Origin of the sequence: Neptunicoccus cionae (assembly GCF_014643735.1) — a bacterium.
GTDB lineage: Bacteria > Pseudomonadota > Alphaproteobacteria > Rhodobacterales > Rhodobacteraceae > Amylibacter > Amylibacter cionae.
This window is the reverse complement of record NZ_BMKA01000002.1, coordinates 932,861-956,997: the sequence shown is the minus strand read 5'-3', so window position 1 is coordinate 956,997 and position 24,137 is coordinate 932,861. Positions and strand designations below refer to the sequence as shown.

Sequence of the window (24,137 nt, the reverse complement as noted above, 5' to 3'; positions counted from 1 at the left end):
GGAATTATGCGCCATATAACCAGATGTCTTTTGACAGTGATCCTGATCGGTTCAGCCAGCCTGACACAGGCACAGGGCACCGGTATCGCGCTTAGCCCGATTGAGGTAGACGGCAGTCAACCGGTGGAAGTGACCTCTGATAGCCTGACCGTGGAACAGGACTCCAACTCTGCAACGTTTGAGGGTAATGCCCGTGTGGTACAAGGGGAGCTCATCTTTTCCGCCAACAGAATCCGCGTGCATTACAATGCCGCCCAAAGCGCGATAGAACGGATCGAGGCCACCACAAACGTGATGTTCACCAATGGCTCTGAAATCGCCGAAGCCCAAAGCGGGACATATATTGTTGGCAGCGGCACGGTGAATCTCGCCGGTGACGTGGTACTGGTACAAGGCGTGAATGCGATTTCCGGTGATGCGCTCTCGCTTGATCTCAATAGCAATCGGGGCACCATGAACGGCAACGTCAAAACAGTGTTTGTACCCAAGACTGATCAATGACCCAAACCAGAAAACCTGATCCGCAGTCCACCGGTCTTTCGGTTGTCGGGCTAAGCAAAGCTTTCAAGAAGCGTAAGGTTCTTAAGGACGTTTCCATGCGTCTGAACCGTGGCGAGGTCGTAGCCCTGCTTGGGCCAAACGGGGCAGGCAAGACCACCAGTTTTTATTCCATCGCCGGTTTGATCGCTGCGGACACTGGCACTGTCACAATCGACGGGCGCGATGTTACCAACCTGCCAATGTACCGCCGCGCGCGGATCGGGCTTGGCTATCTGCCACAAGAAGCCAGCATTTTTCGCGGTATGAACGTGGAACAGAATATCGGATCGGTTGTGGAGCTGTGGGAGCCGGAGAAATCCAAACGGCGCGAACGGACCGAGCAGTTGATGGAAGAGTTTTCCGTCACACGTCTGCGAGACAGCCCTGCGGTCGCCCTGTCCGGCGGGGAACGTCGCCGTGTTGAAATCGCCCGCTGTCTTGCAGGCAATCCGAATTATGTGCTGCTCGACGAACCCTTTGCTGGCGTGGACCCGATTGCCGTGGGCGATATCCGCACCCTTGTCGCCCAGCTGAAGAACCGCGACATTGGCGTTTTGATCACCGATCACAACGTGCGCGAAACACTAGAGATCATCGACCGCGCCTACATCCTTTATAACGGCTCCGTTTTGATGTCCGGTACGCCCGATGAAGTGGTCCGGAATGACGATGTGCGCCGCGTTTATCTGGGCGAAGAGTTCCGTATCTGACGGCTACATTTTGCCAGCAAATCCGACTATCGCAAATTTGTGACGTATAAAAGTTGCCAGACTCAGAACTTGGCACTAACATTATTATTATGATCGTCCCTTCAATTCTGGCGCATATACCTCAGTACCGCAGCTTTGCCGCAGTCTGACCCGTTTGTGCTGTGCGCATTGCACAGGTCGATCAAACGGGTGACCGTCACCCGGCCAGAGCTTTGCTCTGTAATCTCTTGAAAGGAGCTTTCATGCGGTATCAAATCAGCGGAAAACAAATCGATATTGGTGATTCACTGCAGGTCCACGTCAAACAAGAGCTTGGTGCTATTGTTCAGAAATACGCGGAGCGACCTACCGAGGCCAGTATCACGTTTTCCAAAGACAGACATGAATTCGTCTGCGAATCATCTGTGCATCTGTCAACCGGACTTACGGTTAATGCCAAGGCTCATGCCAATGAAATCTATGATTCCTTCGATGCCTGTGGCGAAAAAATGGAGAAACAACTGCGTCGGTACAAGCGCCGGTTGAAAGATCACCATTCCCACCGTGCGACACCAGTTGAAACATTCGGCGCTCCATCGTATATCCTCGCTCAAGAAGACGTTGGGGATGATGCAGCTGAGCCTGATACGCTTCAGCCAATTATTGTTGCCGAAACACAGACCAAGATCAAATCCCTGTCCGTCGGAGAGGCTGTCATGCAGATGGAGCTTGCCGGTGAAAATGTTCTGGTGTTCCAGAACGAAGGGCAAAAAAGGGTGAATGTGGTCTACAAGCGTTCCGACGGGAACATCGGGTGGATTGATCCGGAATAAAACCGGATTGCAGAGCAGAGGCATGTTATGAAAATGGCCGAAATATTGGATGCAAAGGCTGTGCGTTACGCAGCAGGTGCCTCCAGCAAGAAACGACTTCTTCAAAACCTCTCGGAACAGGCTGAAACTGTATACGACATAAAAGCCGACGAGGTGTTTTCTGCTCTGCAAGCGCGCGAAAATCTGGGCACAACCGGCGTGGGGCGTGGCGTTGCCATTCCGCACGCCCGCTTTGAAACTCTGGACCGAATTGTCGGCCTGTTTTACCGGTTGGAAAAACCTGTGAACTACGACAGTCTGGACCGTCAACCAGTGGACCTGATCTTCACTCTGCTGGCCCCGGCCAATGACAGCCCTGAGCATCTCAAGGCACTGGCGATGGTATCACGAACCCTGCGTAGCGAAGACAATTGCAGCAAGTTGCGGGCCAACAGCGACCCGCAAACGCTCTATTCCATTCTTACAGAACTGACGACATCCAAGGCGGCCTGATTTAGCCCCAGTCGGAAAAACCGAACATCTGGTAATCGCGCGCATAGACATCTCTGGCGCGCTTTTCCATATCTTCTGTGTAAATCTCACCGAGATCATAACAATAGCCCGTAGCTGCCGGTTTGGGCAGCGGTTTGGGGTCAAGCCCCATGTCCGCCTCGATGCGTTGCAATTCTTCGGGCAGGTTTTCAAAGCGGATCAGAACATCAGGAAAGGTCAGCCGACCATACCCCTGTAGGATAGAATTCTGCGAGGCCCAGGATTGATCCACCCGCGCCCTTGTCTGCCCCTGAAGATTGCCCTTCAGAAAGTCGAGAAACCCCAGAAACGCCCGCCCGTGGGTTTGTGCTGAGTAGCCGGAGTTCTCCAGTACCGTGCGGTTCGGCTCTGCCGTTGAACGCTTGTCCGGCAGATCGACCCCATAGTGGTTTTCAAGTGCCGTACGTATCCACGGGAACATCTTGTCGCCAGAACAAAAGATGTGATGGTAAAATGCGTCATAGGACCGTTCCAGCGGATGTCGGATCACCGTGAAAGACCGCCGGACCGGTGTGTCTGCCAGCCAAGTGTTAAGCTGCTTTTGGTTCATTTCCCGCAGCACAGCCCCTGCGCCGGATTGATGGGCAGTTAGCCAATCCGCCACTTCCGGCAGTTCGTCCCGCGCCATCGGCATAAACAGCAAAGGCACTTCACGGCCCGCCACAAAATTTTTCGACCCCGGATTGCGCACCGGTTCAAGCACTGGCACAGCATCGGTGTTGAGAAGATCCAACTGGCGCAGCTGGTCCACCATTTCGCCGTAATTCTCGACCTTTTCTTCCAGGCCTTCGGGATTCTGGCGAACAATCTTATCGCCAAGCTGTTTAAGCTGCGCTTCTTCCCCCAGAAATCGGGCCAGACCGTTGAAGATTTCCACGTTGTTCAAATCGTCGTACCCCAGATAAAACGCCGTCTGCCCGCTTTTCTGAAGGCTGTGCTTGATCTGGGTCAGATAGCTTTGCAATCGCGTGAGATAGGATTTGAACTCCAGAAAGTCGAAATGCACTTTCGCCAGTTTGCGTTTACTGACATCCGTCAGCTTCCACTGATCGGTAGCTTTGGCGATGGCATGGGATACAAAACTATCGAGCGGATTGCGCGTTAGGACAATCTTGGCGCATTGCGGATCGTTCAGACAGTGTTCAAGAACACGCGGGTCATGATCCGAAAACAGACGGAAGCCCGGTAGAGTGTCGGTTTCTTTAGCCACCATCCGGTTGATCAGCTTCTGGGGCTTCACCTCTCGCTCTGTCATTGTCACGCCGAACGCCGTTGTCGTGTTCGGGAAACCGATAAAATGGGGATTGAACAGTTCGCCGTGGCAGGAAAACCCGTCGAACAACTGGATGTTCTGCTCAAACAGGTTGGACCCCGTCCGCATGTTCGCCAGCAACACAAAATACTTGAATGGACCTGCCATCTACTTCACCACATACGGCCTTTCAAAAGCCGCGTCCTGTTTTTTGGTCTTGGACCGCGTCGGAAACTCATACTCGATCATCAGACCACGGTCACGCAGCTTGCGGGTCAGGTTCTCCAGTCCCTCTACATTTTCGCGCTCTGGCATAAGTTTCAACGGGTGTTTTGCTTTGCGCGGAATATGGGCGATTGCCTGCTCTAGCGCGCCGGAGGGATCATGCACCGCATTTTCAAGCGCTATGGTATGAAGATGGGCGACAGCTTTGGGTTTGGCGAACTCTCGCAGGAAACGCTGCTCAATCCGGTGAAAGCGCCGCGCGTTCGACACCTGATTTTCAAAACTCGCGGGACGGTTCAGCAAGCTAAGCAACCACGAATGGCGGATCATCACGATATGGGCCATCGGATCATGGGCCAGCGTCTGCAAGATATGGGGGGTGTCGCGGAAATCATACAGCAGACATTGATGTTGATCCCGCGCAGGCCAAAGAAGATTGGCGAGATAGCCCTTGGGGTTCCGGTTGCGAATGGCCGGATTTGCCGGAAGATTACCAGCAAAAATTTCATCCACTGCATGCCCGCCCACATGGCTGCGGGCAAACACACTGCCGTGGGACAGCGCATCGGTGGAGTTTCCGATCCATGCGGGGAAATCCTGATAGAGCCCTTTGAAGCCGACAAACACCGTGTAGGGTGTAGCGGAAACACCAGTGCGCTCCGCTCGGTCATAGGGGAAGCGCCCTTGATGAAACCGCCCCGTGCCGCCTTCACACCGGCGTTTGTCAGCCTCTTCAAATTTGGCATCAAAGGCCTTGGGATCAGCCTGCGACATGGATTGATTGGCCCGTTTGGGATCAAGCAAACTATCATAAAGCCGATCCGCCCCGACCCACATTTTCCGCGCCCAGAAACAATCGGATTGGGTCAGTTCCTTGAGGTGATCATCATAGAACACGAAGGGCTTACCAAGGTAATCGAACTTGGAAAAAGTCAGAGAACGGGAAGATACCTTTTCGGAATGAAGCCGCGCCAGTGTCTGGAAATAGCTTTCGTCCGGTATCCATGACCAGTTGAAATAGGCATCATAATAGGGCCGTTTCGGATCATCAATAATCGCGCGCAGGGTCTTGGCGGTCAGACACCACCACTGCGACCCGATATGGGGCACTAGCGGTTCGGGTATCTTGCGCTTCACCCCAAGGCGCCGTTGCAACGCAACCAACTTGTCAAACCGCCGCCGCTGTGTGCGCCACGAAAACGGGAAATACATGGTAAACCGTTCTTCGTTCAGTCCATCCTTGACCCAGAAATTGTTTTTCACAGATACGGATTCAATAAAATCCGTCTTCACATTACGCGTCAGAAACCGCTTGAGCTGCTTGACAGGGCGGATCGGCAAACAGGAACCGCTGATCAACAGAACGTTGGTGACATCCTCAAACAGCTTAAGCAAAGCCTCGGCGCTGTCGAGCGTGGCCTGAACAAGGGAAAACTCCCCCCATTCACAGGCTGTGCGTTTAGGAAAGACTATATTATCAAGCCCTTCGAGGTCGTTTTGAAAGGCATCAAACTCTGCCGGTTCCACCTTTTTATCAATATGAACCGCTACGGCACAATCCTGTTCGCAAAGGTGTCGCACCATCTGCGCGGTGCGGTAGAGATCCGTGTGGGCGAGAACGACAAATCCAAGGCGCATGATCAGATCCAGTTCCCGCGCGACATCAGCCCGAGATCTTCCAGCTGCTGCCAGTTCTCATAGGTGCTGGATTGTTCGGTCCACAGGTTTAGATCCCCATCCATCCGGTTCAAATAGGTGCGATATTCCCGACTTGCTGCGTAATGCTGTTTGCGTTTCATTTCCTCTTCGGCTTTCTCCGAAAAGGTGTTCATGAATTTGGTGTGTAGCAAAACCCCGCAAGGTTTCTGCCCGCCCCATTCGTCGTAAACGAGATTCAACCCCCGAGGCAGCAGCGTGTGGGTGGAGCTGACATAAACATAGCCCCGCGCCCATTTCACCAGCGGCGTCTTGTTCAGCGCGGGGGAAAATGCGGGGCGGTCTTTAAAAAAGCTGCGCATCCTTGGGCCACCCTGTATCCACAGGTTGCCGTATTTGTTGTTTCGCTCGATGAAATAGTTCGAGGCATCGAAATAGGGCGCGGTTTTCACCGGATTGCGTCCTTCCCGGATGCGGGCATGCTGGATTTTACCCTTGGGATACATATCCAGCAGCATCGTTCCAAAGGATTTTATCGAACTCGCGTCCAGCCAGTCTGTCAGCGCCTTAAGCGACCGCGTATCACAAAACGGATAAACCAGAAGTTCGTCCACATCGGCCACAAGGACCCAATGCCCGTGCGCGTATTTGTTCTTTAGCCCGTTCAGCCAGTCCACCCCGAATTTGGAGCGCTTGTAAGAAGCCGTCGTCGTCCATAGCGAGACATCCGGCTGATCGGCGAGGTATTCACGGCCCCCATCAGTGCTGTCATTGTCGACAAAAAAGAAATGGTCCACGCCAAGATCGCGGTAGTATTTCAGGAAATACGCAAGCCGTGGTTTTTCGTTGCGCAGGGTCGAAAATACCAGAATGTCACGGGGGTTGATCTGGCCTGTGCGGTCGAAAACACAGGTCAGCTCACGACGCTTGCGCATCGCGCGGATACGTCTGCGACGACGCTCCACCCGTAATTTGTACCGGCTCCACAAGCCCATGACTGCACTACTCGTCCATAAAATCGCCCGGATCAGTATGCCCGAAAACGTGGCGAAAGTGTGAGTGCCATGTGGGAATTCCATGTGGCAAATCAGTGATTTCGGCTCTGGCGGGTGAATCAGTGGTCCTATTTGCAACACTTCGCACAGTTTCCGCCCAGCGCACTGCGTCATCGACCGGCAGGTAGCTTGCTGTCTTCCCGAGTATTTCATGGAACACCGGAATATCCGAACAGATCACCGGCACCCCCAATTGTGCAGCTTCCAATGCAGGCAGGCCATAGCCTTCTGCATGGCTTGGAAACAACAACGCCGCGCTGCTGGCAATCAGCTGGGAAAGCTGTTCGTCCCGCAGATTGGTATGCTCTACGATCGGGCCGTTGGCCAAAGCTGCCTTGTCCAGATAATCAAATACCGGCGCATTGTTCCAACCACGTTTGCCGACAACATGAAGGCGCGGCATCCGCTCTGTCGGCTGGTCCCGCGCCAGTTCCTCCCACGCCTGAAACAGAATTTTGTGGTTCTTGCGCGGTTCGATTGTGCCAAGCACAACAAAAGACAGCGGGTCCACCTGTGGCGGTGTCTGCGGGATCAGAGGTTCGACCCCAAGATGAGCGACAAGCGTTGTTGCACCCGACCCCCAGTCGCTAAAATAATGCGTCACGCGGGCTTCGGTGTCTGCGGAATTACATATGATCCGATCCGCATAACACGCCGCAGCCTGCATTCTTTCAGCAAACTGCTTAGGGATTGCCCTGCGGGTGAATTGTGGAAAATCGAGCGGGATCATGTCGTGGATCATCACAGTGATCCGTGCAACGCCGGATTTCCGTAAAGCATCAAAAACTAGCGGGGCAAGGTTGCTGTGGCCGACATTAACGTATTCCACACCGCTTAGGCTGACGCCCTGCAGCAAGGTCTTTAGATCGCGTCCCGAGTGAACAGCAGATGCGCGAAAGAACTGGCGGGCCTTTCGTTCTGCCTGCGGCAACTTAAAACGGAAGGCATCCTTGACACCCCATCGCCCGACAGGCCTACCCTGTTCCAGCCGGCCCAACGCCGACACTGCCGCATCAATCGGGACCAGCACAAAGGTCTTTCCCAACCGTGCCAACGCGAGGCCGTTGCGATCCCGACGCGCAATTTCACGGATATATTCGATTTCAACCCGATCTATACCCGTTGGCTGCCCCCGCCCGATCCGGGATATAAATCGCGTAATATCAAGAAGAAATCGCGCCATCTTTACGTGCCTGACACAACAAAGCCGGAGCGGTTTATGCCCCGGCTTTGCAACAACTGCGTCACGTCGATTATTGCGCCGCGCGGCGGCATTCAACCGTTTCGATCAGATAATCAAGGAATTCTTGGCTAAGATCGCCACGGGCCAGACCGAAAGCAACTGTTGCTTGCAGAAACCCTGCCTTGGAGCCGCAGTCATAGCGGGTGCCTTCAAAGCGGAAGCCAAAAACATTGTCGGAATTGGAAATTTCCTTCGCAATCGCATCTGTAAGCTGAATCTCACCGCCCGCGCCACGCTCTTGCGTGTCCAGGTTCTGCATAATTTCAGGTGTCAGGATATAGCGCCCGATCACAGCCAGATTGGACGGCGCATCTTCGGGCTCCGGCTTCTCGACCATGCCTTTGACAGATACGAGCGATCCCATATCTTCATTGATGTCGAGCAACCCATAGGCCGAAGCCTTGCTTGGCGCGACTTCCATTGCAGCGACGATGTTACCGCCGGTTTTTTCGTGGGCCTCGACCATTTGTTGCAATACAGGCCGTTCGGATGCGATGACGTCGTCGGTCAGGATCACGGCGAACGGTTCATCCCCGATCAACCGACGAGCGCACCACACCGCGTGCCCAAGGCCAAGCGCTTCACGCTGGCGTACATAAGCGATCTCACCGCTGTCCATTGTGGACTTCATCAATGTGTCTAGCAGTTTGGATTTGTTTTTTGCCCGCAGAGCTTGTTCCAACTGCGGCGCCCCGTCAAAGTAATCCTCAAGCGCGCCTTTGCCCCGCGAGGTCACGAAGATGAATTCCTCAATTCCGGCGTCCCGCGCCTCGTCGATCGCATATTGAATCAGCGGCTTGTCCACCAAGCAGAGGATTTCTTTTGGAATACTCTTCGTAGCTGGCAGGAAGCGTGTCCCGAGTCCGGCTACCGGGAAAATGGCCTTGGTTACTGTTTTCTTCACTTTAAGCCCCTTTGACTTTACCACATATTAACGCGCGTCGGCTGTTATTCGTTCATTATTAATTCTATTTTAGAATGGCCTCTAAGTCATCAGTATGGCCAAATTACGAAAATCTCTAAAATATCTGGGTTTCGGTGACTCCGAAGTCGACGTAACATTTTTCCAGTTCTCTACGTGTTCGGTGCCGGAGAGTCCACCAACTGAACAACGGGTCCGTTCGCGACGATCTACCAAATACCCCACCAGTCTGCACCCAAAATCCCCGCTCATCGAAATAGCGTCTGTGAAACAGGCTGTTCCGCGCGAACCGGAAGACAACCACGGGCGTGCCGCACTTGGCAAGTTCTTGCGCCCGTTCGGTCAAGGCACGGGATGCCAACACCCCCCCTGCGAGCGCGACCGCTTTGGGGTTTTTACCCGCATTTAAAGGGCCAAAGGCTCTCTCTGCCACCAAATGAGAGGATTTCACCATTTCTGGAATCGTGTTGAACCCGTCCCGCAGAGTTCCCATCAAGGCCGGCACATCGCGAGGTTCCAAACGCCCTTCCACCATAAAACGCAGCAACCGTTTTTTCTGGTCGGAAAAAAATCGCTGCTCTGCCTCTAAAACGTGCTCTTCTGCACAATATTTATCCAGATACCGGCGCTTGCTTGCACCGATTTCGAACAGGGAACGGGGCACCCGCGCGGCAGAGCGCAAGGCGCTTTCTTCGAACCCGTGATGAACCTCGGCGCCGTTGACGAATGCCGCGCTGTGACCGGCCTGTGCCAGTCGCAAGCACACATCGGTTTCGTCCAGATAGAATCGGAACCCTTCGTCAAATCCACCAATCCCCAGAAGCGCATCCCGCCGGAAGGCGCAGTTGGTACCTTGCAGCTTTGCAAATCTATCCCCGTCAAAGGGCACTTCGACATAGGGCAAGGTCTGGTCGATGTTAAGCGGCGTATCTTCGCCCCGCAGGTCCGATAGCAGCGCCTTCCACTGATACGAAAATCCATTGCGACCGCGTACAAAGCCGCCAGCGCTCGCGATGGTCGGGTTGCTGAAGGGTTGAACCAGAGCCGTCAGCCAGTTCGGATCCGGCACCGCATCGTCATCACAAAAGGCAACGATTTCACCCTGCGCATGGGCCAACCCCAGATTGCGCGCGGCAGAAATATTGGCTTGATCAAACGGAATATGCAGCATGTTTTCCGATGCAGGGATACCCGCAAGAAAGCTGCGGTCCGGTGCATCGGAAACAAGGATAACTTCGAAATTAGTGTAGCTCTGGAACCGCAAAGACGCCGCGACCCGTTTCAGTGCCTCCGGTCTGTGCCGGCTGACGATAATCAGGCTGACACGGGGGGCGAAGCTCATTCCAGCCCCAGTTGCACCAAAAACTTTTCAACGCGGGGGACGTCTTCGGGATTGTTCAGCTCCCAGAATTCCTGACCCGGATTTTCCACCTCGACGCATTGCACATGCAACCCGTTTTCCATGAAGCGCAACTGTTCCAGCCCTTCCAGCTTTTCCAGCGGACCTTCGGGCAAGGCAGCATAGTCGCGCAACGATGCAGGGCGGTAGGCGTAAACGCCGACATGATGATAAACAAGAACGTCCAGCGTAGGCGCAAAGGGGATGACTTCCTTTGAGAAATACAGCGCCCGCTTGTCCTTATCAAAAACGACCGTGGTGCCGCCGACACGATCATTCTTGCGGTCCTCCTTGAAGGAGGCCAGCGCCTCTTTCGAGCAGAGCAGAATTGGTGTGGCCACATGGGCGTCCGGCGCATTTTGCAGACCTTCAACCAGCTTTTCCACAAACCACGGCGGCGTCAAAGGCGCGTCGCCTTGTAGGTTCGCCACTATGTCATAGCTTTCGCCAAGCTGGGCGATGACCTCGGCGCAGCGTTCTGTGCCGTTGCGCGCATCGGATGATGTCATCACCACCTCCGCGCCGAAGGCTTCGGCGGCGTCTTTGATCCGGTCGTCATCCGTGGCCACCACAACGCGGTCCACCCCTTGCACTTTCATCGCAGCATCCCAGCTGCGCCGGATTAGGCTTTTGGCCACGCCGGTTGCCCCGCGCAATTCCACCAGCGGCTTGCCCGGATAACGGGTAGAGGCATAGCGGGCGGGGATGACAACCAGAGTGGACATGGATCAGGCCTTTTGCAGCGTTATTCCAGGAGCATAGGCGATGAAATACGGGTTTTCAAAGATCGGTTTGCCGTAGGTCAGCGGTTCGTGGTTGTCAAAGCGGACAACCTTGCCGCCTGCGCCCAGCAATACAGCCTGCCCTGCGGCTGTGTCCCACTCCATCGTGCGACCAACGCGCGGGTAGAGATCCGCCTCGCCGGTGGCTACAAGACAGAACTTCAACGAAGAACCAGCGCTGCGGCTGTCGGCAACGTTGTATTTGCCGATGTAGTCTTTGGTTTCATCTGTCAGGTGGGATTTTGACGCCACAACGATCAGTGCGGATTCATCCGGGGTAGACACAGAAATCGGTTTCATCTCACCAGCGGTATCTGCCTTGTGGTCGCCCTGTTCTTCAAAAGATTTGCCGTTGGCATCCGTTAGGAACAGGCGTTTTTTGGCGGGGGCATAGACCACACCCATGGTTGGGACACCGGCTTCAACGTAGGCGATGTTCACCGTGAAATCCCCGCGACGTTTGATAAATTCCTTGGTGCCATCCAGTGGGTCGACAATGAAAAACGTGTCGGAGGCTTCGGAATGTGTGTCCGACTGTTCTTCGGTCACAATCGCAGCATCGGGGAAAGCCGCACGCAAACCAGCAAAGATGTGGGCGTCTGCGGTTTCATCTGCCAGCGTCACAGGGCTTTCGTCCGACTTTGATTTAACTTCAAAGTCATCAGTGCCGTAGATTTCCATGATCTTTTCACCAGCTTCGATCGCCAGCTTGCGGATGACTGAAGAAATTTCCGATTTATTCATTTTCATGCCCTTATGATGCCGCCAATACAGCGATTTCTTGCGATTTAAATTCCGAAGCCTTATGGTCCTTAGAACGAAAAACAGCAAGCAGTGATTAAAACTCGCAACCTTTGGGCATAGTAGATGAGCGCCGTTCCGAATTCCTCTTTTTCACGCCTCGCGATGGGCGGGTTCGAGTTTCTGACACTCGTCTACCACACCACCGTGCGCGAGGTGCGCAAATCCAAGGGCAATGCGGTGCAGGCCCTTTTGATGGAAATCCTGCAATCCGCGATGATTGTGATCTTCTTTTATGTGATGATCACCTTCCTTGGTCTGCGCGGCGTTGCGGTGCGGGGCAGCTTTATCCTTTACGTGCTGACGGGCGTTTTTCTGTACCTGACCCATAACAAAGCGATCAGCGCAGTCAGTGGCGGCGGGCCGGTTAATCCCATGTTGCAACATGCGCCTGTGACCACCTTTATGATGATCGTATCGGGCGCGCTGTCATCGCTTTATGTGCAGGTACTGGCGGTTATGGTGATTACATTCGTGGCAAATGTCCTTGTCGAACCCTTCACCGTTTATAACCTGAAGCGGGTCGCGCTGTGTTTCTTCATCGCTTGGTTTTCCGGCGTAGCGATCGGGATTATCTTTCTGTCGCTGCGCCCTTTTGCGCCTTCAACGGTTAAAATTGTCGAACAAATTTACAAGCGGGCGAATATGATTTTCAGCGGCAAGATGTTTTTGGCCAATGCCCTGCCTGCCAGCACGCTTGCTTTCTTCACATGGAACCCGCTGTTTCACACCATTGATCAGGCCCGCGGCGCGGCTTTTGTGAATTATACGCCCCATAAAACCACGCTCGATTATGCGGTTTACTTGTCACTGGTGCTGATCTGCATCGGTATGATGCTGGAACATTTCAGTCGTAAAACCGTGTCAGAAAGCTGGGGCAAGCGGCAATAAGTCAGTCCACCACCCGCAAAGTCAGATTGATGCGCCCGTTGTTTTTCAACAGGCCGGAGCTGCCAAAGCGGATGCGGTCAATTCCGTGATAGGCCAGACGCGCCGCGCCGCCCATGACACAAACATCCCCCGAGGACAGCCAGATGCTTTCGGTTTTACCCTTACGCTCCAGCCCACCGATGCGAAACAGGCCCTCATCGCCTAAGGAAATCGACACCACCGGAAAGTCGAAATCCTGTTCATCCTTGTCTTGATGCAACCCCATCCGCGCCTTTTCGGTGTAATGGTTAATCAGGCAACAGTCCGGCTGTCGCGTCGTTCCCGATACCGCGTGCCAGACATCCAGCACCGATTGCGGGATAGCAGGCCAAGGCGTGCCATTGGGATGAGCAGGCTCATAGCGATAGCCCTTGCGGTCCGAATACCAGCCGTATTTCCCCGCAGAGGACATGCGCACAGACATTGGCTTCCCCCAAGCTGTCAGCGGCGAAAACATCGGCGCCTGCGCTGTGACTGCGCGGATGTCATCCAGAATGGCCTGTTGGTCGGGCGGCGGCAGCAGGGATTTGTAAATCTCAAAGCCCCGCAGATTGAGCGGTTTCACAAGTTTCATGCCCGTTTTCTATAATGCAGTCCCGCCACAGCCAAGAAAACAAAAGAAACTGAGGCAATTTTCCGTACCGACATGCTTGCAGACAGACAATCACCCTCCTATATACCGTCAATGCTAAGCCGCCCCTAATGGGAGGGGCTGACACATGGGATGGAACGACGGCGCCGAATGCGGGCCATGTTCCATAATCGCCGCAAGAAAGGAAGTCTGATGGCTAAAGTAATTGGTATTGATCTGGGGACCACGAACTCCTGCGTTGCAATCATGGACGGTTCGCAACCGAAAGTCGTGGAAAACGCCGAAGGCGCACGCACAACACCCTCTATTGTTGGTTTCACCGACGACGAACGTCTTGTCGGTCAGGCTGCCAAACGGCAGGCCGTAACGAACCCTGAAAACACACTCTTCGCGATCAAACGTCTGATCGGTCGTTCGGTGAATGACCCTGCGATCAAAAAAGACGCGAAACACCTGCCCTACAGCATTGTAGACGGCGGTAACGGTGACGCATGGGTTGAAGTGAAGGGTGAGAAATACTCCCCGTCCCAAGTATCCGCTTTTATCCTTGGTAAAATGAAAGAAACCGCCGAGAGCTATCTTGGTGAATCCGTAACCGAAGCGGTTATCACTGTTCCGGCTTACTTTAACGATGCCCAACGTCAGGCCACCAAAGACGCCGGTAAAATCGCCGGTCTGGATGTTCTGCGCATCATCAACGAACCAACAGCTGCGGCACTTGCCTATGGTTTAGACAAAGAAGGTGGCAAAACCATCGCTGTTTATGACCTTGGTGGTGGTACATTCGACGTTTCCGTTCTGGAAATCGACGAAGGCCTGTTCGAAGTAAAATCCACAAACGGCGACACTGCGCTGGGTGGGGAAGACTTTGACATGCGCATTGTTGAATACCTTGCTGCCGAGTTCAAAAAAGAGAACGGCGTTGATCTGTCCAAGGACAAGATGGCTCTGCAACGGTTGAAAGAAGCCGCTGAGAAAGCCAAGATCGAACTGTCTTCTTCTTCGCAAACAGAGATCAACCAGCCGTTTATCTCTATGGACAGCAAAACCGGCCAGCCGCTGCACATGGTTATGAAACTGACCCGTGCGAAGCTGGAATCGCTGGTGGCTGACCTGATCAAACGCACCATGAAACCTTGTCAGGACGCATTGAAAGATGCTGGCCTGTCCAAAGGCGACATCGACGAGATCGTTCTGGTTGGTGGTATGACCCGTATGCCAAAAGTGATCGAGGAAGTGACCAAGTTCTTCGGGAAAGAGCCGCACAAAGGCGTTAACCCTGATGAAGTTGTGGCCATGGGCGCTGCCATTCAGGCAGGTGTTCTGCAAGGTGACGTGAAAGACGTTGTTCTGCTGGACGTGACACCTCTGTCTTTGGGTATCGAAACATTGGGCGGTGTGTTCACACGCCTGATCGATCGCAACACAACGATCCCGACGAAGAAATCGCAGATCTTCTCAACAGCTGAGGATAACCAGAACGCTGTAACCATCCGCGTGTTCCAAGGGGAACGCGAAATGGCCGCAGACAACAAAATTCTGGGCCAGTTCAATCTGGAAGACATCCCGCCTGCACCCCGTGGCCTTCCACAGATCGAAGTGACCTTTGATATTGATGCCAACGGTATCGTGTCCGTGTCCGCCAAGGACAAGGGCACAAACAAAGAGCACAAGATCACGATCCAAGCGTCTGGCGGTTTGTCCGACGACGATATCGAACAAATGGTGCGCGACGCGGAAGAGAACGCCGAAGCGGATAAAGAGCGTAAGGAACTTGTCGAAGCCAAGAACCAGGCTGAAAGTCTGATCCACGGCACCGAGAAGTCTCTGGAAGAGCACTCCGACAAGGTGGATCCATCCACTGTTGAAGTGATCGAACTGTCGATCAAAGCGCTGAAAGAAACGCTGGAAACCGACAACGCTTCTTCCATTCAGGCGCGTTCACAGGATCTGACCGAAGCAGCCATGAAGCTGGGTGAAGCCATCTACAAGGCGCAAGCCGAGGAAGCTGGCAATTCCGGTGAAGCTGCCGAAGGCGGTTTCGGTGGTGAAGACGAACCAAAGCCGGTTGATGATGACATCGTGGACGCAGATTTCGAAGATCTGGGTAAAAACGACCGTTAATCGTGAACCGACAGCCAAACGTGCGGCAGGGGGTTTGCGCCCCCTGCCTGCGTTAACGCGGAGGCGACATGGCAAAGCGTGATTACTACGACCTGCTGGGTGTTTCCAAAGGCGCGTCTGAACAGGAACTGAAGAAGGCCTATCGCAAGAAAGCGATGGAGCTTCATCCGGACCGCAATAAAGACAACCCCGACGCAGAAGCACAATTCAAAGAAGTTAACGAAGCCTATGACGTTCTGAAAGACGGCGACAAGAAAGCCGCTTATGATCGTTATGGCCATGCCGCATTTGAAAACGGTATGGGTGGCGGCGGACGCGGGGGTGGCTTCCATCCCGGTGGTGGCGCTGACTTCGGCTCGGCATTTTCCGATGTTTTCGACGATCTGTTCGGCGATTTCATGGGCGGCGGCAGTGGACGGCGTGGCGGTGGACAGCGGGCAACCCGCGGGTCCGACCTGCGCTACAACCTGTCGATTTCCCTCGAAGAAGCTTTTACCGGCAAGCAACAGAATGTCTCTGTCACCAGTTCGGTGGCCTGTGACACCTGCGAAGGCTCCGGTGCTGAAGGCGGTGCTGAACCTGCAACCTGTCCAACCTGTTCAGGCATGGGGAAGGTCCGCGCACAGCAAGGGTTCTTCACTGTGGAACGCTCCTGCCCGACATGTGCAGGACGCGGGCAGATCATCACCAACCCTTGTAACGCCTGCTCCGGCTCCGGCTTGCAGCAGCGCGAACGCTCTTTGGGTGTGAACATTCCCGCCGGTGTCGAAACCGGCACCCGCATCCGGCTCGCCGGTGAGGGAGAGGCCGGATTGCGTGGTGGACCGACTGGCGATTTCTACATCTTTATCGAAGTGGAGGATCACCCAATCTTTGAACGGGAAGGTTCGAACCTGTTCTGTCGCGTGCCAGTCAGCATGACCACAGCGGCCCTTGGCGGAGAGATCGAAGTCCCAACCATCGACGGCGGCAAATCCCGCGTGAAGGTTCCAGCAGGCAGCCAATCCGGCAAACAGATGCGTCTGCGCGGCAAAGGTATGCCTGCGCTGCGGTCTAACCAATCCGGCGACCTGTTCTTGGAACTGGCAGTGGAAACACCAGTGAATCTGACCTCAAAGCAGAAAGAACTGCTGCGAGAGTTTGAAGAACTGTCCGAAGACAACAGTCCGGAGAGCACTAATTTCTTCGGGAAGGTCAAGACATTCTGGGAAGGAATGAAGGGCTAACCCTCTGTTCTTAATCGGTAAAAACTAAATAAAAACGGCCCTGAAGCGATTTCAGGGCCGTTTTTTTATGCTCTCTCGTCGTGCTGGGCAGTATCAGACGTGTAACGCCCTAGCCACCGACACGACAGGCGGCCATTACGGCCATGTTCAGAATGTCATTCACGGTAGAGGTGACAGAACAAATCTTAACCGGCTGGTCGATGCCCGCAAGGATCGGCCCGATGACGGTCGCACCGCCCATCTGTTGTAGCATCTTAACCGAGATCGAAGCAGAGTGTCGCGCAGGCACAACAAGAACATTCGCAGGACCGGAAAGGCGGCAGAACGGATATTGTTTCATCAACTCTGCATTCAAAGCCACATCCGCTGTCATCTCTCCGTCGTATTCAAAATCAACACCCCGACCATCCAGCACCGCAACGGCGTCTTCCATTTTGGTCGCCCGTTCCGAGACCGGATACCCAAAGTTGGAGAAGCTGGCAAAAGCCACGCGCGGCTCCAGCCCCATGTTTCGCGCAACACTGGCAGAGCGTTCGGCGATGTCCGCAAGGTCGCTCGCCTCGGGCCATTCGTGGGACAGCGTATCAGACACAAATACCATCTGCCCGCGCAGCAACACCGCCGTAACACCGACCGCCCCGTCAGAAGGTTTCGCGTCAATCACATGGTTCAGCAGCTCCATGATCTGGGCGGATTTACGGGTAGCGCCCGTGATCATCGCGTCACCATGCCCGTGGGCCAGCATCAGCGCAGAAAACACATGACGGTCACGGGATGCCAGACGATGCACGTCCTTTTCAGTATAGCCTTTGCGCTGCAACCGTTTGTAAAGAAACGCTTTGTAGGTTTCCAATTCATCCGTCAGGGCAGCGTTGGTCACTTCGATTTCGTCAAAAGCGTCCGGCATACCCGCTGCTGTCAGCTTTTCGCGGACCTCATCCACACGGCCCACAACGACCGCTTTGCCCATACCGTTACGGGTATAGGCCACGGCTGCCCGTAGAACCCGTTCATCATCGCCTTCAGCAAAGATCATCGTTGCCTGCGCGTTCTTGGCCCGCACATAAAGCGATTGCAGGATGGATGCAGCAGGGTCCAGACGGGACTTCAACGCCAGTTCATAAGCTTCAATATCCACAATCGGCCGCCGCGCGGCCCCCGTATCCATCCCTGCCTTGGCGACGGCTGGCGGGATCACGTGAATCAGGCGCGGATCGAAAGGTGTCGGGATAATGTAATCCTGTCCGAACACCAGCTTCTTGCCATAGGCCATCGCCACTTCGTCCGGCACCTCTTGGCGGGCGAGATCGGACAAAGCCTGCGCACAGGCAATTTTCATTTCATCGTTGATCGCACGTGCGTTAATATCCAGTGCCCCGCGGAACAGGTAAGGAAAGCACAGCACGTTATTAATCTGGTTGGGATAATCCGAGCGCCCTGTCGCCACGATCGCATCAGGACGCACGGCGCGGGCCTCTTCGGGGGTGATCTCGGGGTCAGGGTTGGCCATGGCGAAAATAACCGGATTGGGCGCCATGCTGGCCACCATCTTTTCGGTCACGGCACCTTTGGCCGACACGCCAAGGAACACATCCGCATCGACCATCGCCTCTTCCAGCGTGCGCAGGTCGGTTTTTACCGCATGGGCCGATTTCCACTGGTTCATGCCTTCGGTGCGGCCCTGATAGATCACGCCTTTCGTGTCACAGGTAATGCAGTTTTCCGACCGCGCGCCCATCGCCTTGATCAGTTCGACACAGGCGATACCAGCGGCACCTGCACCGTTCAGGACGATCTTCACGTCCTCAATCTTTTTCTTGCTGATATGCAGCGCATTCAGCAGACCCGCCGCACAGATCACCGCTGTGCCATGCTGGTCATCGTGAAACACGGGGATGTCCATCAGCTCTTTAAGCTGTTGTTCGATAATGAAACATTCCGGCGCTTTGATGTCTTCAAGGTTGATCCCGCCAAAGGACGGCCCCATCAGTTTCACAGCATTGATAAAGGCGTCAGGGTCTACGGTGTCCAGTTCCAGATCAATGGAGTTCACGTCGGCAAAGCGTTTGAACAGGACGGATTTCCCTTCCATCACCGGTTTAGAGGCAAGCGCCCCAAGATTCCCCATCCCCAATATGGCCGTGCCGTTGGTGATCACCGCCACCATATTTCCCTTGCTGGTGTAGTCGTAAGCCAACTCGGGATTGTCCGCGATGGCCTGAACCGGCACCGCAACGCCCGGAGAATAGGCCAGCGACAGATCGCGCTGTGTGGTCATGGCGGTGGTCGGAACGACCTCCAGCTTGCCGGGGGTTGGTTCCAGATGATAGGCCAGCGCCTCTGCGTCGGTAATCTTGTTGTTCTTGGTCATGTCTCGGGTCGGTCCTTGCGCTGTGAGACGCCAGTGTTACCGAGTTCGCCACACTCACACAACACTCCTGCGCGTTTGTCCTTTTCACGCCTCGCCCCCTTCGGTATCTTCCCCGAAATTTCAACGGGGAGTATCAGGCCGTGGCAACAGAAACAGGCGCAGTGACGCCCATGATGGCGCAATTTCTGGAAATAAAAGCCGAATACCCCAACGCCCTGCTGTTCTATCGCATGGGTGATTTCTACGAGATGTTCTTTGACGATGCAGTCATGGCCGCACAAGCGCTGGACATTGCGCTAACCAAACGGGGCAAGCATCAAGGGCAGGACATTCCCATGTGCGGCGTTCCGGTTCATGCGGCGGAAAACTATCTGCTGACGCTCATCCGCAAAGGGTTTCGTGTGGGGGTTTGCGAACAACTTGAAGACCCTGCCGAGGCGAAGAAGCGCGGCTCTAAATCTGTTGTGAAACGGGGTGTGGTCCGGTTGGTGACACCCGGTACCTTGACCGAGGACAGTCTGCTTGATGCCCGTCAGCATAACTTTCTCTGCGCCTTTGCAAGCATCCGCGACAGCGCGGCGCTGGCTTGGGTGGATGTGTCCACCGGTGACTTTCACGTCCAAAGCTGCCCGACTGTCGGGCTTTCGCCGCTGCTCGCCCGTCTTGCCCCGCGCGAGGTTCTGGTGGGGGACAGCCCTGACAACTGGCTACGGGACACGATTGAAGAAACCGGCGCCGCTGTAACCGAACTGGCCCGTGCAAGCTTTGACAGTACGGCGGCAGGGGATCGGCTGACCGGATTGTTTGGCGTGAAATCGCTTGATGCTTTTGGCAATTTTGCCCGTGTAGAACTGGCGGCCATGGGCGCGATCGTGGATTATCTGCATATCACCCAGAAGGGAAAATTACCGCTGCTGAAACCGCCCGTGGCCGAGGCGACAGACACCTCTATGCGGATTGATGCAGCGACACGGCGCAATCTGGAACTGACCCGCACCATCAGTGGAGACCGCACCGGCGCGTTGCTTTCGGTGATCGACAAGACCATTACCGGATCAGGTGCGCGGCTGCTGGAAACGCGGCTAAACAATCCCTCGCGGCATCTGGGAACCGTGCGCGGGCGGTTGGATGCTGTCAGTTTCTTTGTTGATAACCAGCAGGTTAAGAACGATTTGCGTGAAACATTGCGCAAGACCCCGGACATGGACCGCGCCCTGACGCGCCTGTCGTTGGAGCGCGCCGGACCAAGGGACATAGCCGCAATTCGGGACGGTCTGACATCTGCGCAGGCAATTTTCGATCTGATCGGGGCGCATGATCTGCCGGATCTGGTGGCCGATGCACGGCAAGCGCTGGCGGGGCACGGCAATCTGATCGGCTTTCTGAACGAACGTCTAGTTGAGGAACCACCCCTGCTGGCGCGGGACGGCGGTTTCACGGCCAGCGGCTATCGCGCTGATCTAGATGAGGCCCGCACACTGCGGGATGAGGGTCGTAAGGTGATCCTCGGGCTGCAAAAGGACTATGCGGAACTGGCGGGTGTGACCGCGCTAAAGATTAAGCATAACAATGTGTTGGGGTATTTCATTGAAACGCCTGCAACCCACGCGCCCAAAATGCTGGCCGCGCCCCTGTCCGATACGTTTATTCACCGCCAGACCACAGCGAATGCGGTGCGATTCACCACGTTGGAATTGTCTGAACTGGAAACCAAAATCCTGAACGCGGGCGGCCGTGCGCTGGAAATCGAGCGGGAAGTTTATAGCGAACTGTCTGAACAAATCGTGTCGCAGGGCGCAGAAATTGGTCAGGCGGCAAAGTCCATCGCGGAACTGGATTTGCAAGCGGCGTTGGCCGAACTGGCCCTGTCCGAGGATTGGACCCGCCCTGCGGTTTCCGATGACCGCCGCTTCAAGATCACCGCAGGACGCCATCCGGTTGTCGATGCAGCCCTGCGCAAACAGGCCAGCGGCAGTTTTGTGGCCAATGATTGTGACTTGTCAGATGCGCAAGACAGCAAGCGGCTGTGGTTGCTGACGGGTCCGAACATGGCCGGTAAATCCACCTTCCTGCGGCAGAACGCGCTGATTGCAGTGCTGGCGCAGATGGGATCTTATGTGCCGGCGGATCAGGCGGAAATCGGGCTTGTGTCGCAGTTATTTTCCCGTGTCGGCGCATCGGACGATCTGGCGCGGGGGCGGTCTACCTTTATGGTTGAAATGGTTGAAACGGCTGCAATTCTCAACCAAGCAGACCAGAATGCACTGGTTATTCTGGATGAAATCGGGCGCGGAACGGCGACCTATGACGGTCTGTCGATCGCTTGGGCCACGTTGGAGCATCTGCACGAAGGCAACAAATGCCGCGCGCTGTTTGCCACCCATTATCACGAACTGACGCAGCTTTCTTCCAAGCTGGACCATCTGATGAACGCAACGATTGCGGTGCGGGAATGGGAGGGTGATATCATTTTCCTCCACGAAGTCCGTCAGGGCGCCGCAGATCGCAGCTATGGTGTGCAGGTGGCACAACTTGCGGGGCTTCCTGCAAGCGTGGTGGAACGGGCCCGTGTGGTGCTAGAGGCGCTGGAAAAAGGTGACAGAGAAGACGGGAATAAGGCCAAGACACTGTTTGAGGACCTGCCGCTGTTTGCCGTGAAACCACAAGCGCCGCCGCAGCCTGTGAAACAGTCCAAGGTGGAAGAGATATTGGGAGAAGTGTTGCCCGATGACCTGTCGCCAAAAGAGGCGCTTTCTCTGGTCTATCAGTTGAAAGAAACGCTGGGCAGCTAAGCGCGGATCACAGCCCCGGACCATCCGCGCCGGGCTTCATGTCCTGCGCAAAGCACATGCGATTGCCGTGGGGATCAGCCAGTTCTACCTCTTTGCAGTGGTAAAAGCTTTCCTCCGGCCCGCGCAGCAGTTTCACGCCGCGCCCCAGAACCTGATCCGTAAAGGCATCAATGTCTTCAAGATAGAAATAGGCCGCCCAGTCCCCGTCAGAGGCAGGGCGGTCCGATGCTGTCAGCCCAAGCGTAATTCCCCCAAGCTGAACAATTGCGAAATTCGGTGTGCCATCTTCGTTTGTCCACTGTCCGGCCAGATCAAACCCCAGCTTACCTGTGTAAAACGCCACGCCTGCGGCCAGATCACCAGCAGGCAGGACGGGCATGGATCGCACACCTTGTTTCATGGTTTAGCTCCCACCGCCGGAAGATACACCCACCTGCGCAGGGCGCAGCAGTCTATCACCGATCATGAAACCTTCGTTCATGACTTGCAGAATGTGGCCTGCTTTCACGTCTGGGAACGGGGCCTCGAACATGGCTTGGTGAATATTCGGGTCGAACTTGTCACCCACAGCAGGGGTCACCGGAACGATTTTGTGGCTTGCAAAGGCGGACAGCAATTCCCTTTGGGTCAGCTCGATGCCCTCAATCAGACCTTTGTTGGCTTCACGCTGTTCGTCTGTCACAGTTTCCAGCGCACGTTTCATGTTGTCATTCACAGACAGCAAATCCCGCGCCAGTTTCTGACCACCGTACTGTTCTGCATCGCGGCGATCCCGTTCCGCCCGTTTGCGCAGGTTTTCCGTGTCTGCCAGCGTGCGGATCAGACGGTCCTTCAATTGGGCCACTTCCGCCTGAAGCTGTTCCACGGGATCAACCTCTTCCGGCTCTGCGGTCAGATCAACGTCTTCAAACTCTTCTTCGGATTCTTCTTCGTCGATTTTATCCAGCGGAAACTCGTCCTCATCCAGGAAGCGATCCAACGATACATCCAAATCTTCGTGTTTTTTACCCATGCTCTTCGCCATTCAGTTTCTGTTCGACATCATGCGGCTTACCAGTTGCGCCGTATAGTCAACGATAGGGACAATTCTGCCATAGTTCAGCCGGGTTGGTCCGATCACCCCAACAGCACCTATGACCTTTCGATCAGCGTTCATATAGGGAGAGACAACAAGACTCGACCCCGAAAGTGAAAAAAGTTTGTTCTCTGAACCGATAAAAATGCGCACACCTTCGCCCTGTTCGGTCAGGTCCAGAAACTGAGCGATATCCTGCTTGCGTTCAAGATCATCAAACAGGGTTCTGATCCTGTCGAGATCAGCTTCGGTTGCGGTTTCTTCCAGCAGGTTGGAGCGCCCCCGTACGATCAGACGATCCGGCGTGCCATTTTTCTCTTCCGCCCAGACCGCGACACCTGCCTCGATCAGTTTTTGCGCTAGCGTATCCAACTCCTGACGGCGGCGGGTAACTTCGGTTTCCACCACCGATTTCAAGTCACTTACAGTGTGCCCTGCTAGCACTGCGTTCAGGAAATTTGCTGCCTCCCGCATCGCCGAAGGGGTCTGACCAATTGGCGGGGTAAAGATGCGGTTTTCCACCTGACCATCGGCCATAACCAGCACAACAAGAGCCTTATCAGGGGAGAGAGACACGAATTCGATGTGTTTTATCGGCGCTTCAGTCTTGGGCGCCAACACAACAGAGGCACTGTGGGTCAAGCCCGAGAGCAGAGACCCTGCCCTGTCCAGCGCGCCGGTCAGGTCTTCGGAGTTGCTGTGCATGGAGGCATCAATGGAGCGTCGCTCATCCGTGGACAGATTGCCCACTTCCAGCAAACCATCCACAAACAGCCGCAGCCCCATATGGGTCGGGATACGTCCGGCAGAGACATGGGGACTGTCCAACAGCCCGAGAAATTCGAGATCCTGCATCACGTTTCGGATGGTCGCAGCCGACACTTTTTCGGAAAGACTGCGCGTTAGCGTGCGCGAACCGACAGGCTCTCCGCTCTCCAGATAGGACTCCACAAGCAGACGAAACACCTCGCGACTGCGGGCGTTCAAATTATCCAAAGGATGTGATACTTGGTCTGTCACGCGTGTTATCCATTTCATCGGAACGGACTATAGGTAGGAACTCTGCCCCGCTTGGTCAATCGGGGTTTGCGCCCTATCT

21 protein-coding genes are annotated in these 24,137 nt (G+C 54.9%); 8 read left to right on the top strand and 13 right to left on the bottom strand.

Annotated features, from left to right (window positions below):
* Positions 1-6: 6 nt before the first annotated feature.
* From IEX10_RS09860 to IEX10_RS09845, 4 genes are all read left to right on the top strand, one after another.
* The gene (locus IEX10_RS09860; protein ID WP_188674041.1) at positions 7-501 is read left to right on the top strand and encodes an LptA/OstA family protein; all 495 of its coding nucleotides are present in this window, start codon (positions 7-9) and stop codon (positions 499-501) included.
* Positions 498-1,250 (top strand): LPS export ABC transporter ATP-binding protein, encoded by a 753-nt coding sequence (gene lptB, locus IEX10_RS09855; protein WP_188674039.1) that lies wholly within the window; start codon positions 498-500, stop codon positions 1,248-1,250. The genes IEX10_RS09860 and lptB overlap by 4 nt, the downstream gene beginning before the upstream one ends.
* 242 nt (positions 1,251-1,492) lie before the next feature.
* Positions 1,493-2,062: a ribosome hibernation-promoting factor, HPF/YfiA family gene (gene hpf / locus IEX10_RS09850; RefSeq protein WP_188674035.1), complete on the top strand. Its 570-nt coding sequence runs from the start codon at positions 1,493-1,495 to the stop codon at positions 2,060-2,062.
* A gap of 27 nt (positions 2,063-2,089) precedes the next feature.
* Entirely contained in the window at positions 2,090-2,554 is a 465-nt protein-coding gene (locus tag IEX10_RS09845; protein ID WP_188674032.1) for a PTS sugar transporter subunit IIA, read from the top strand.
* A 1-nt stretch (position 2,555) separates the two neighbouring features.
* On the opposite strand, the gene IEX10_RS09840 is transcribed toward IEX10_RS09845, so the two are convergent.
* The 8 genes from IEX10_RS09840 to cysQ all read right to left on the bottom strand — a co-directional run bounded on the left by IEX10_RS09840 (position 2,556) and on the right by cysQ (position 11,871).
* Positions 2,556-4,013 (bottom strand): sulfotransferase family 2 domain-containing protein, encoded by a 1,458-nt coding sequence (locus IEX10_RS09840; RefSeq protein WP_188674029.1) that lies wholly within the window; start codon positions 4,011-4,013, stop codon positions 2,556-2,558.
* Positions 4,014-5,708 carry a DUF5927 domain-containing protein gene (locus tag IEX10_RS09835; RefSeq protein ID WP_188674027.1) on the bottom strand — a complete coding sequence of 565 codons (1,695 nt, stop codon included), beginning with the start codon at positions 5,706-5,708 and terminating at the stop codon, positions 4,014-4,016.
* Between the two features lie 2 nt (positions 5,709-5,710).
* Positions 5,711-6,721 carry a glycosyltransferase family 2 protein gene (locus IEX10_RS09830; RefSeq protein WP_188674024.1) on the bottom strand — a complete coding sequence of 337 codons (1,011 nt, stop codon included), beginning with the start codon at positions 6,719-6,721 and terminating at the stop codon, positions 5,711-5,713.
* Positions 6,722-6,728: 7 nt separating this feature from the next.
* On the bottom strand, positions 6,729-7,964 hold the full coding sequence (locus IEX10_RS09825) for a glycosyltransferase family 4 protein (RefSeq protein WP_188674021.1): 1,236 nt from the start codon (positions 7,962-7,964) through the stop codon (positions 6,729-6,731).
* Between the two features lie 70 nt (positions 7,965-8,034).
* Entirely contained in the window at positions 8,035-8,928 is an 894-nt protein-coding gene (gene galU / locus IEX10_RS09820) for a UTP--glucose-1-phosphate uridylyltransferase GalU (protein ID WP_188674018.1), read from the bottom strand.
* Between the two features lie 115 nt (positions 8,929-9,043).
* Positions 9,044-10,288: a glycosyltransferase family 2 protein gene (locus IEX10_RS09815; RefSeq protein WP_188674015.1), complete on the bottom strand. Its 1,245-nt coding sequence runs from the start codon at positions 10,286-10,288 to the stop codon at positions 9,044-9,046.
* Positions 10,285-11,070, bottom strand: a complete 786-nt coding sequence (locus tag IEX10_RS09810) for a 3-deoxy-manno-octulosonate cytidylyltransferase (RefSeq protein WP_188674012.1) — start codon at positions 11,068-11,070, stop codon at positions 10,285-10,287. Before IEX10_RS09810 ends, IEX10_RS09815 begins: the two co-directional genes overlap by 4 nt.
* Before the next feature lie 3 nt (positions 11,071-11,073).
* A complete protein-coding gene (gene cysQ / locus IEX10_RS09805) occupies positions 11,074-11,871 on the bottom strand; it encodes a 3'(2'),5'-bisphosphate nucleotidase CysQ (RefSeq protein WP_188674009.1) in 798 nt (265 codons plus the stop codon).
* Between the two features lie 123 nt (positions 11,872-11,994).
* On the opposite strand from cysQ, the gene IEX10_RS09800 reads away from it, so the two are divergent.
* Complete coding sequence (locus IEX10_RS09800; RefSeq protein WP_229678497.1) at positions 11,995-12,819, top strand: ABC transporter permease; 825 nt, start codon at positions 11,995-11,997, stop codon at positions 12,817-12,819.
* A 1-nt stretch (position 12,820) separates the two neighbouring features.
* Here the strand turns inward: IEX10_RS09800 and IEX10_RS09795 are convergent, their stop codons facing one another.
* On the bottom strand, positions 12,821-13,432 hold the full coding sequence (locus IEX10_RS09795) for an alpha-ketoglutarate-dependent dioxygenase AlkB family protein (protein ID WP_188674006.1): 612 nt from the start codon (positions 13,430-13,432) through the stop codon (positions 12,821-12,823).
* A gap of 210 nt (positions 13,433-13,642) precedes the next feature.
* Here IEX10_RS09795 and dnaK point away from each other — a divergent pair, with 210 nt between their 5' ends.
* Complete coding sequence (gene dnaK, locus IEX10_RS09790; protein ID WP_188674003.1) at positions 13,643-15,574, top strand: molecular chaperone DnaK; 1,932 nt, start codon at positions 13,643-13,645, stop codon at positions 15,572-15,574.
* Positions 15,575-15,642: 68 nt separating this feature from the next.
* The gene (gene dnaJ, locus IEX10_RS09785) at positions 15,643-16,800 is read left to right on the top strand and encodes a molecular chaperone DnaJ (protein ID WP_188674000.1); all 1,158 of its coding nucleotides are present in this window, start codon (positions 15,643-15,645) and stop codon (positions 16,798-16,800) included.
* A gap of 109 nt (positions 16,801-16,909) precedes the next feature.
* Here the strand turns inward: dnaJ and IEX10_RS09780 are convergent, their stop codons facing one another.
* A complete protein-coding gene (locus tag IEX10_RS09780; protein ID WP_188673997.1) occupies positions 16,910-19,171 on the bottom strand; it encodes an NADP-dependent malic enzyme in 2,262 nt (753 codons plus the stop codon).
* A gap of 170 nt (positions 19,172-19,341) precedes the next feature.
* On the opposite strand from IEX10_RS09780, the gene mutS reads away from it, so the two are divergent.
* On the top strand, positions 19,342-21,963 hold the full coding sequence (gene mutS / locus IEX10_RS09775; protein WP_188674733.1) for a DNA mismatch repair protein MutS: 2,622 nt from the start codon (positions 19,342-19,344) through the stop codon (positions 21,961-21,963).
* 7 nt (positions 21,964-21,970) lie between these two features.
* Here the strand turns inward: mutS and IEX10_RS09770 are convergent, their stop codons facing one another.
* From IEX10_RS09770 to hrcA, 3 genes are read right to left on the bottom strand one after another with little or no spacing between them, the layout of a single operon-like run.
* On the bottom strand, positions 21,971-22,363 hold the full coding sequence (locus tag IEX10_RS09770) for a glyoxalase superfamily protein (RefSeq protein WP_188673994.1): 393 nt from the start codon (positions 22,361-22,363) through the stop codon (positions 21,971-21,973).
* A gap of 3 nt (positions 22,364-22,366) precedes the next feature.
* Positions 22,367-22,975, bottom strand: coding sequence for a nucleotide exchange factor GrpE (gene grpE, locus IEX10_RS09765; protein WP_188673991.1), 609 nt, complete (start codon positions 22,973-22,975; stop codon positions 22,367-22,369).
* A 12-nt stretch (positions 22,976-22,987) separates the two neighbouring features.
* Positions 22,988-24,076 (bottom strand): heat-inducible transcriptional repressor HrcA, encoded by a 1,089-nt coding sequence (gene hrcA / locus IEX10_RS09760; protein ID WP_188673989.1) that lies wholly within the window; start codon positions 24,074-24,076, stop codon positions 22,988-22,990.
* Positions 24,077-24,137 lie beyond the last annotated feature (61 nt).

What these genes read in the sequence shown, in the direction of transcription:
- IEX10_RS09860 (WP_188674041.1), top strand. Translation starts at nt 7, where the DNA reads ATGCGCCATATAACCAGATGTCTTTTGACAGTGATCCTGATCGGTTCA.
- lptB (WP_188674039.1), top strand. Translation starts at nt 498, where the DNA reads ATGACCCAAACCAGAAAACCTGATCCGCAGTCCACCGGTCTTTCGGTT.
- hpf (WP_188674035.1), top strand. Translation starts at nt 1,493, where the DNA reads ATGCGGTATCAAATCAGCGGAAAACAAATCGATATTGGTGATTCACTG.
- IEX10_RS09845 (WP_188674032.1), top strand. Translation starts at nt 2,090, where the DNA reads ATGAAAATGGCCGAAATATTGGATGCAAAGGCTGTGCGTTACGCAGCA.
- IEX10_RS09840 (WP_188674029.1), bottom strand. Translation starts at nt 4,013, where the DNA reads ATGGCAGGTCCATTCAAGTATTTTGTGTTGCTGGCGAACATGCGGACG.
- IEX10_RS09835 (WP_188674027.1), bottom strand. Translation starts at nt 5,708, where the DNA reads ATGCGCCTTGGATTTGTCGTTCTCGCCCACACGGATCTCTACCGCACC.
- IEX10_RS09830 (WP_188674024.1), bottom strand. Translation starts at nt 6,721, where the DNA reads ATGGGCTTGTGGAGCCGGTACAAATTACGGGTGGAGCGTCGTCGCAGA.
- IEX10_RS09825 (WP_188674021.1), bottom strand. Translation starts at nt 7,964, where the DNA reads ATGGCGCGATTTCTTCTTGATATTACGCGATTTATATCCCGGATCGGG.
- IEX10_RS09815 (WP_188674015.1), bottom strand. Translation starts at nt 10,288, where the DNA reads ATGAGCTTCGCCCCCCGTGTCAGCCTGATTATCGTCAGCCGGCACAGA.
- IEX10_RS09810 (WP_188674012.1), bottom strand. Translation starts at nt 11,070, where the DNA reads ATGTCCACTCTGGTTGTCATCCCCGCCCGCTATGCCTCTACCCGTTAT.
- cysQ (WP_188674009.1), bottom strand. Translation starts at nt 11,871, where the DNA reads ATGAATAAATCGGAAATTTCTTCAGTCATCCGCAAGCTGGCGATCGAA.
- IEX10_RS09800 (WP_229678497.1), top strand. Translation starts at nt 11,995, where the DNA reads ATGAGCGCCGTTCCGAATTCCTCTTTTTCACGCCTCGCGATGGGCGGG.
- IEX10_RS09795 (WP_188674006.1), bottom strand. Translation starts at nt 13,432, where the DNA reads ATGAAACTTGTGAAACCGCTCAATCTGCGGGGCTTTGAGATTTACAAA.
- dnaK (WP_188674003.1), top strand. Translation starts at nt 13,643, where the DNA reads ATGGCTAAAGTAATTGGTATTGATCTGGGGACCACGAACTCCTGCGTT.
- dnaJ (WP_188674000.1), top strand. Translation starts at nt 15,643, where the DNA reads ATGGCAAAGCGTGATTACTACGACCTGCTGGGTGTTTCCAAAGGCGCG.
- IEX10_RS09780 (WP_188673997.1), bottom strand. Translation starts at nt 19,171, where the DNA reads ATGACCAAGAACAACAAGATTACCGACGCAGAGGCGCTGGCCTATCAT.
- mutS (WP_188674733.1), top strand. Translation starts at nt 19,342, where the DNA reads ATGATGGCGCAATTTCTGGAAATAAAAGCCGAATACCCCAACGCCCTG.
- IEX10_RS09770 (WP_188673994.1), bottom strand. Translation starts at nt 22,363, where the DNA reads ATGAAACAAGGTGTGCGATCCATGCCCGTCCTGCCTGCTGGTGATCTG.
- grpE (WP_188673991.1), bottom strand. Translation starts at nt 22,975, where the DNA reads ATGGGTAAAAAACACGAAGATTTGGATGTATCGTTGGATCGCTTCCTG.
- hrcA (WP_188673989.1), bottom strand. Translation starts at nt 24,076, where the DNA reads ATGAAATGGATAACACGCGTGACAGACCAAGTATCACATCCTTTGGAT.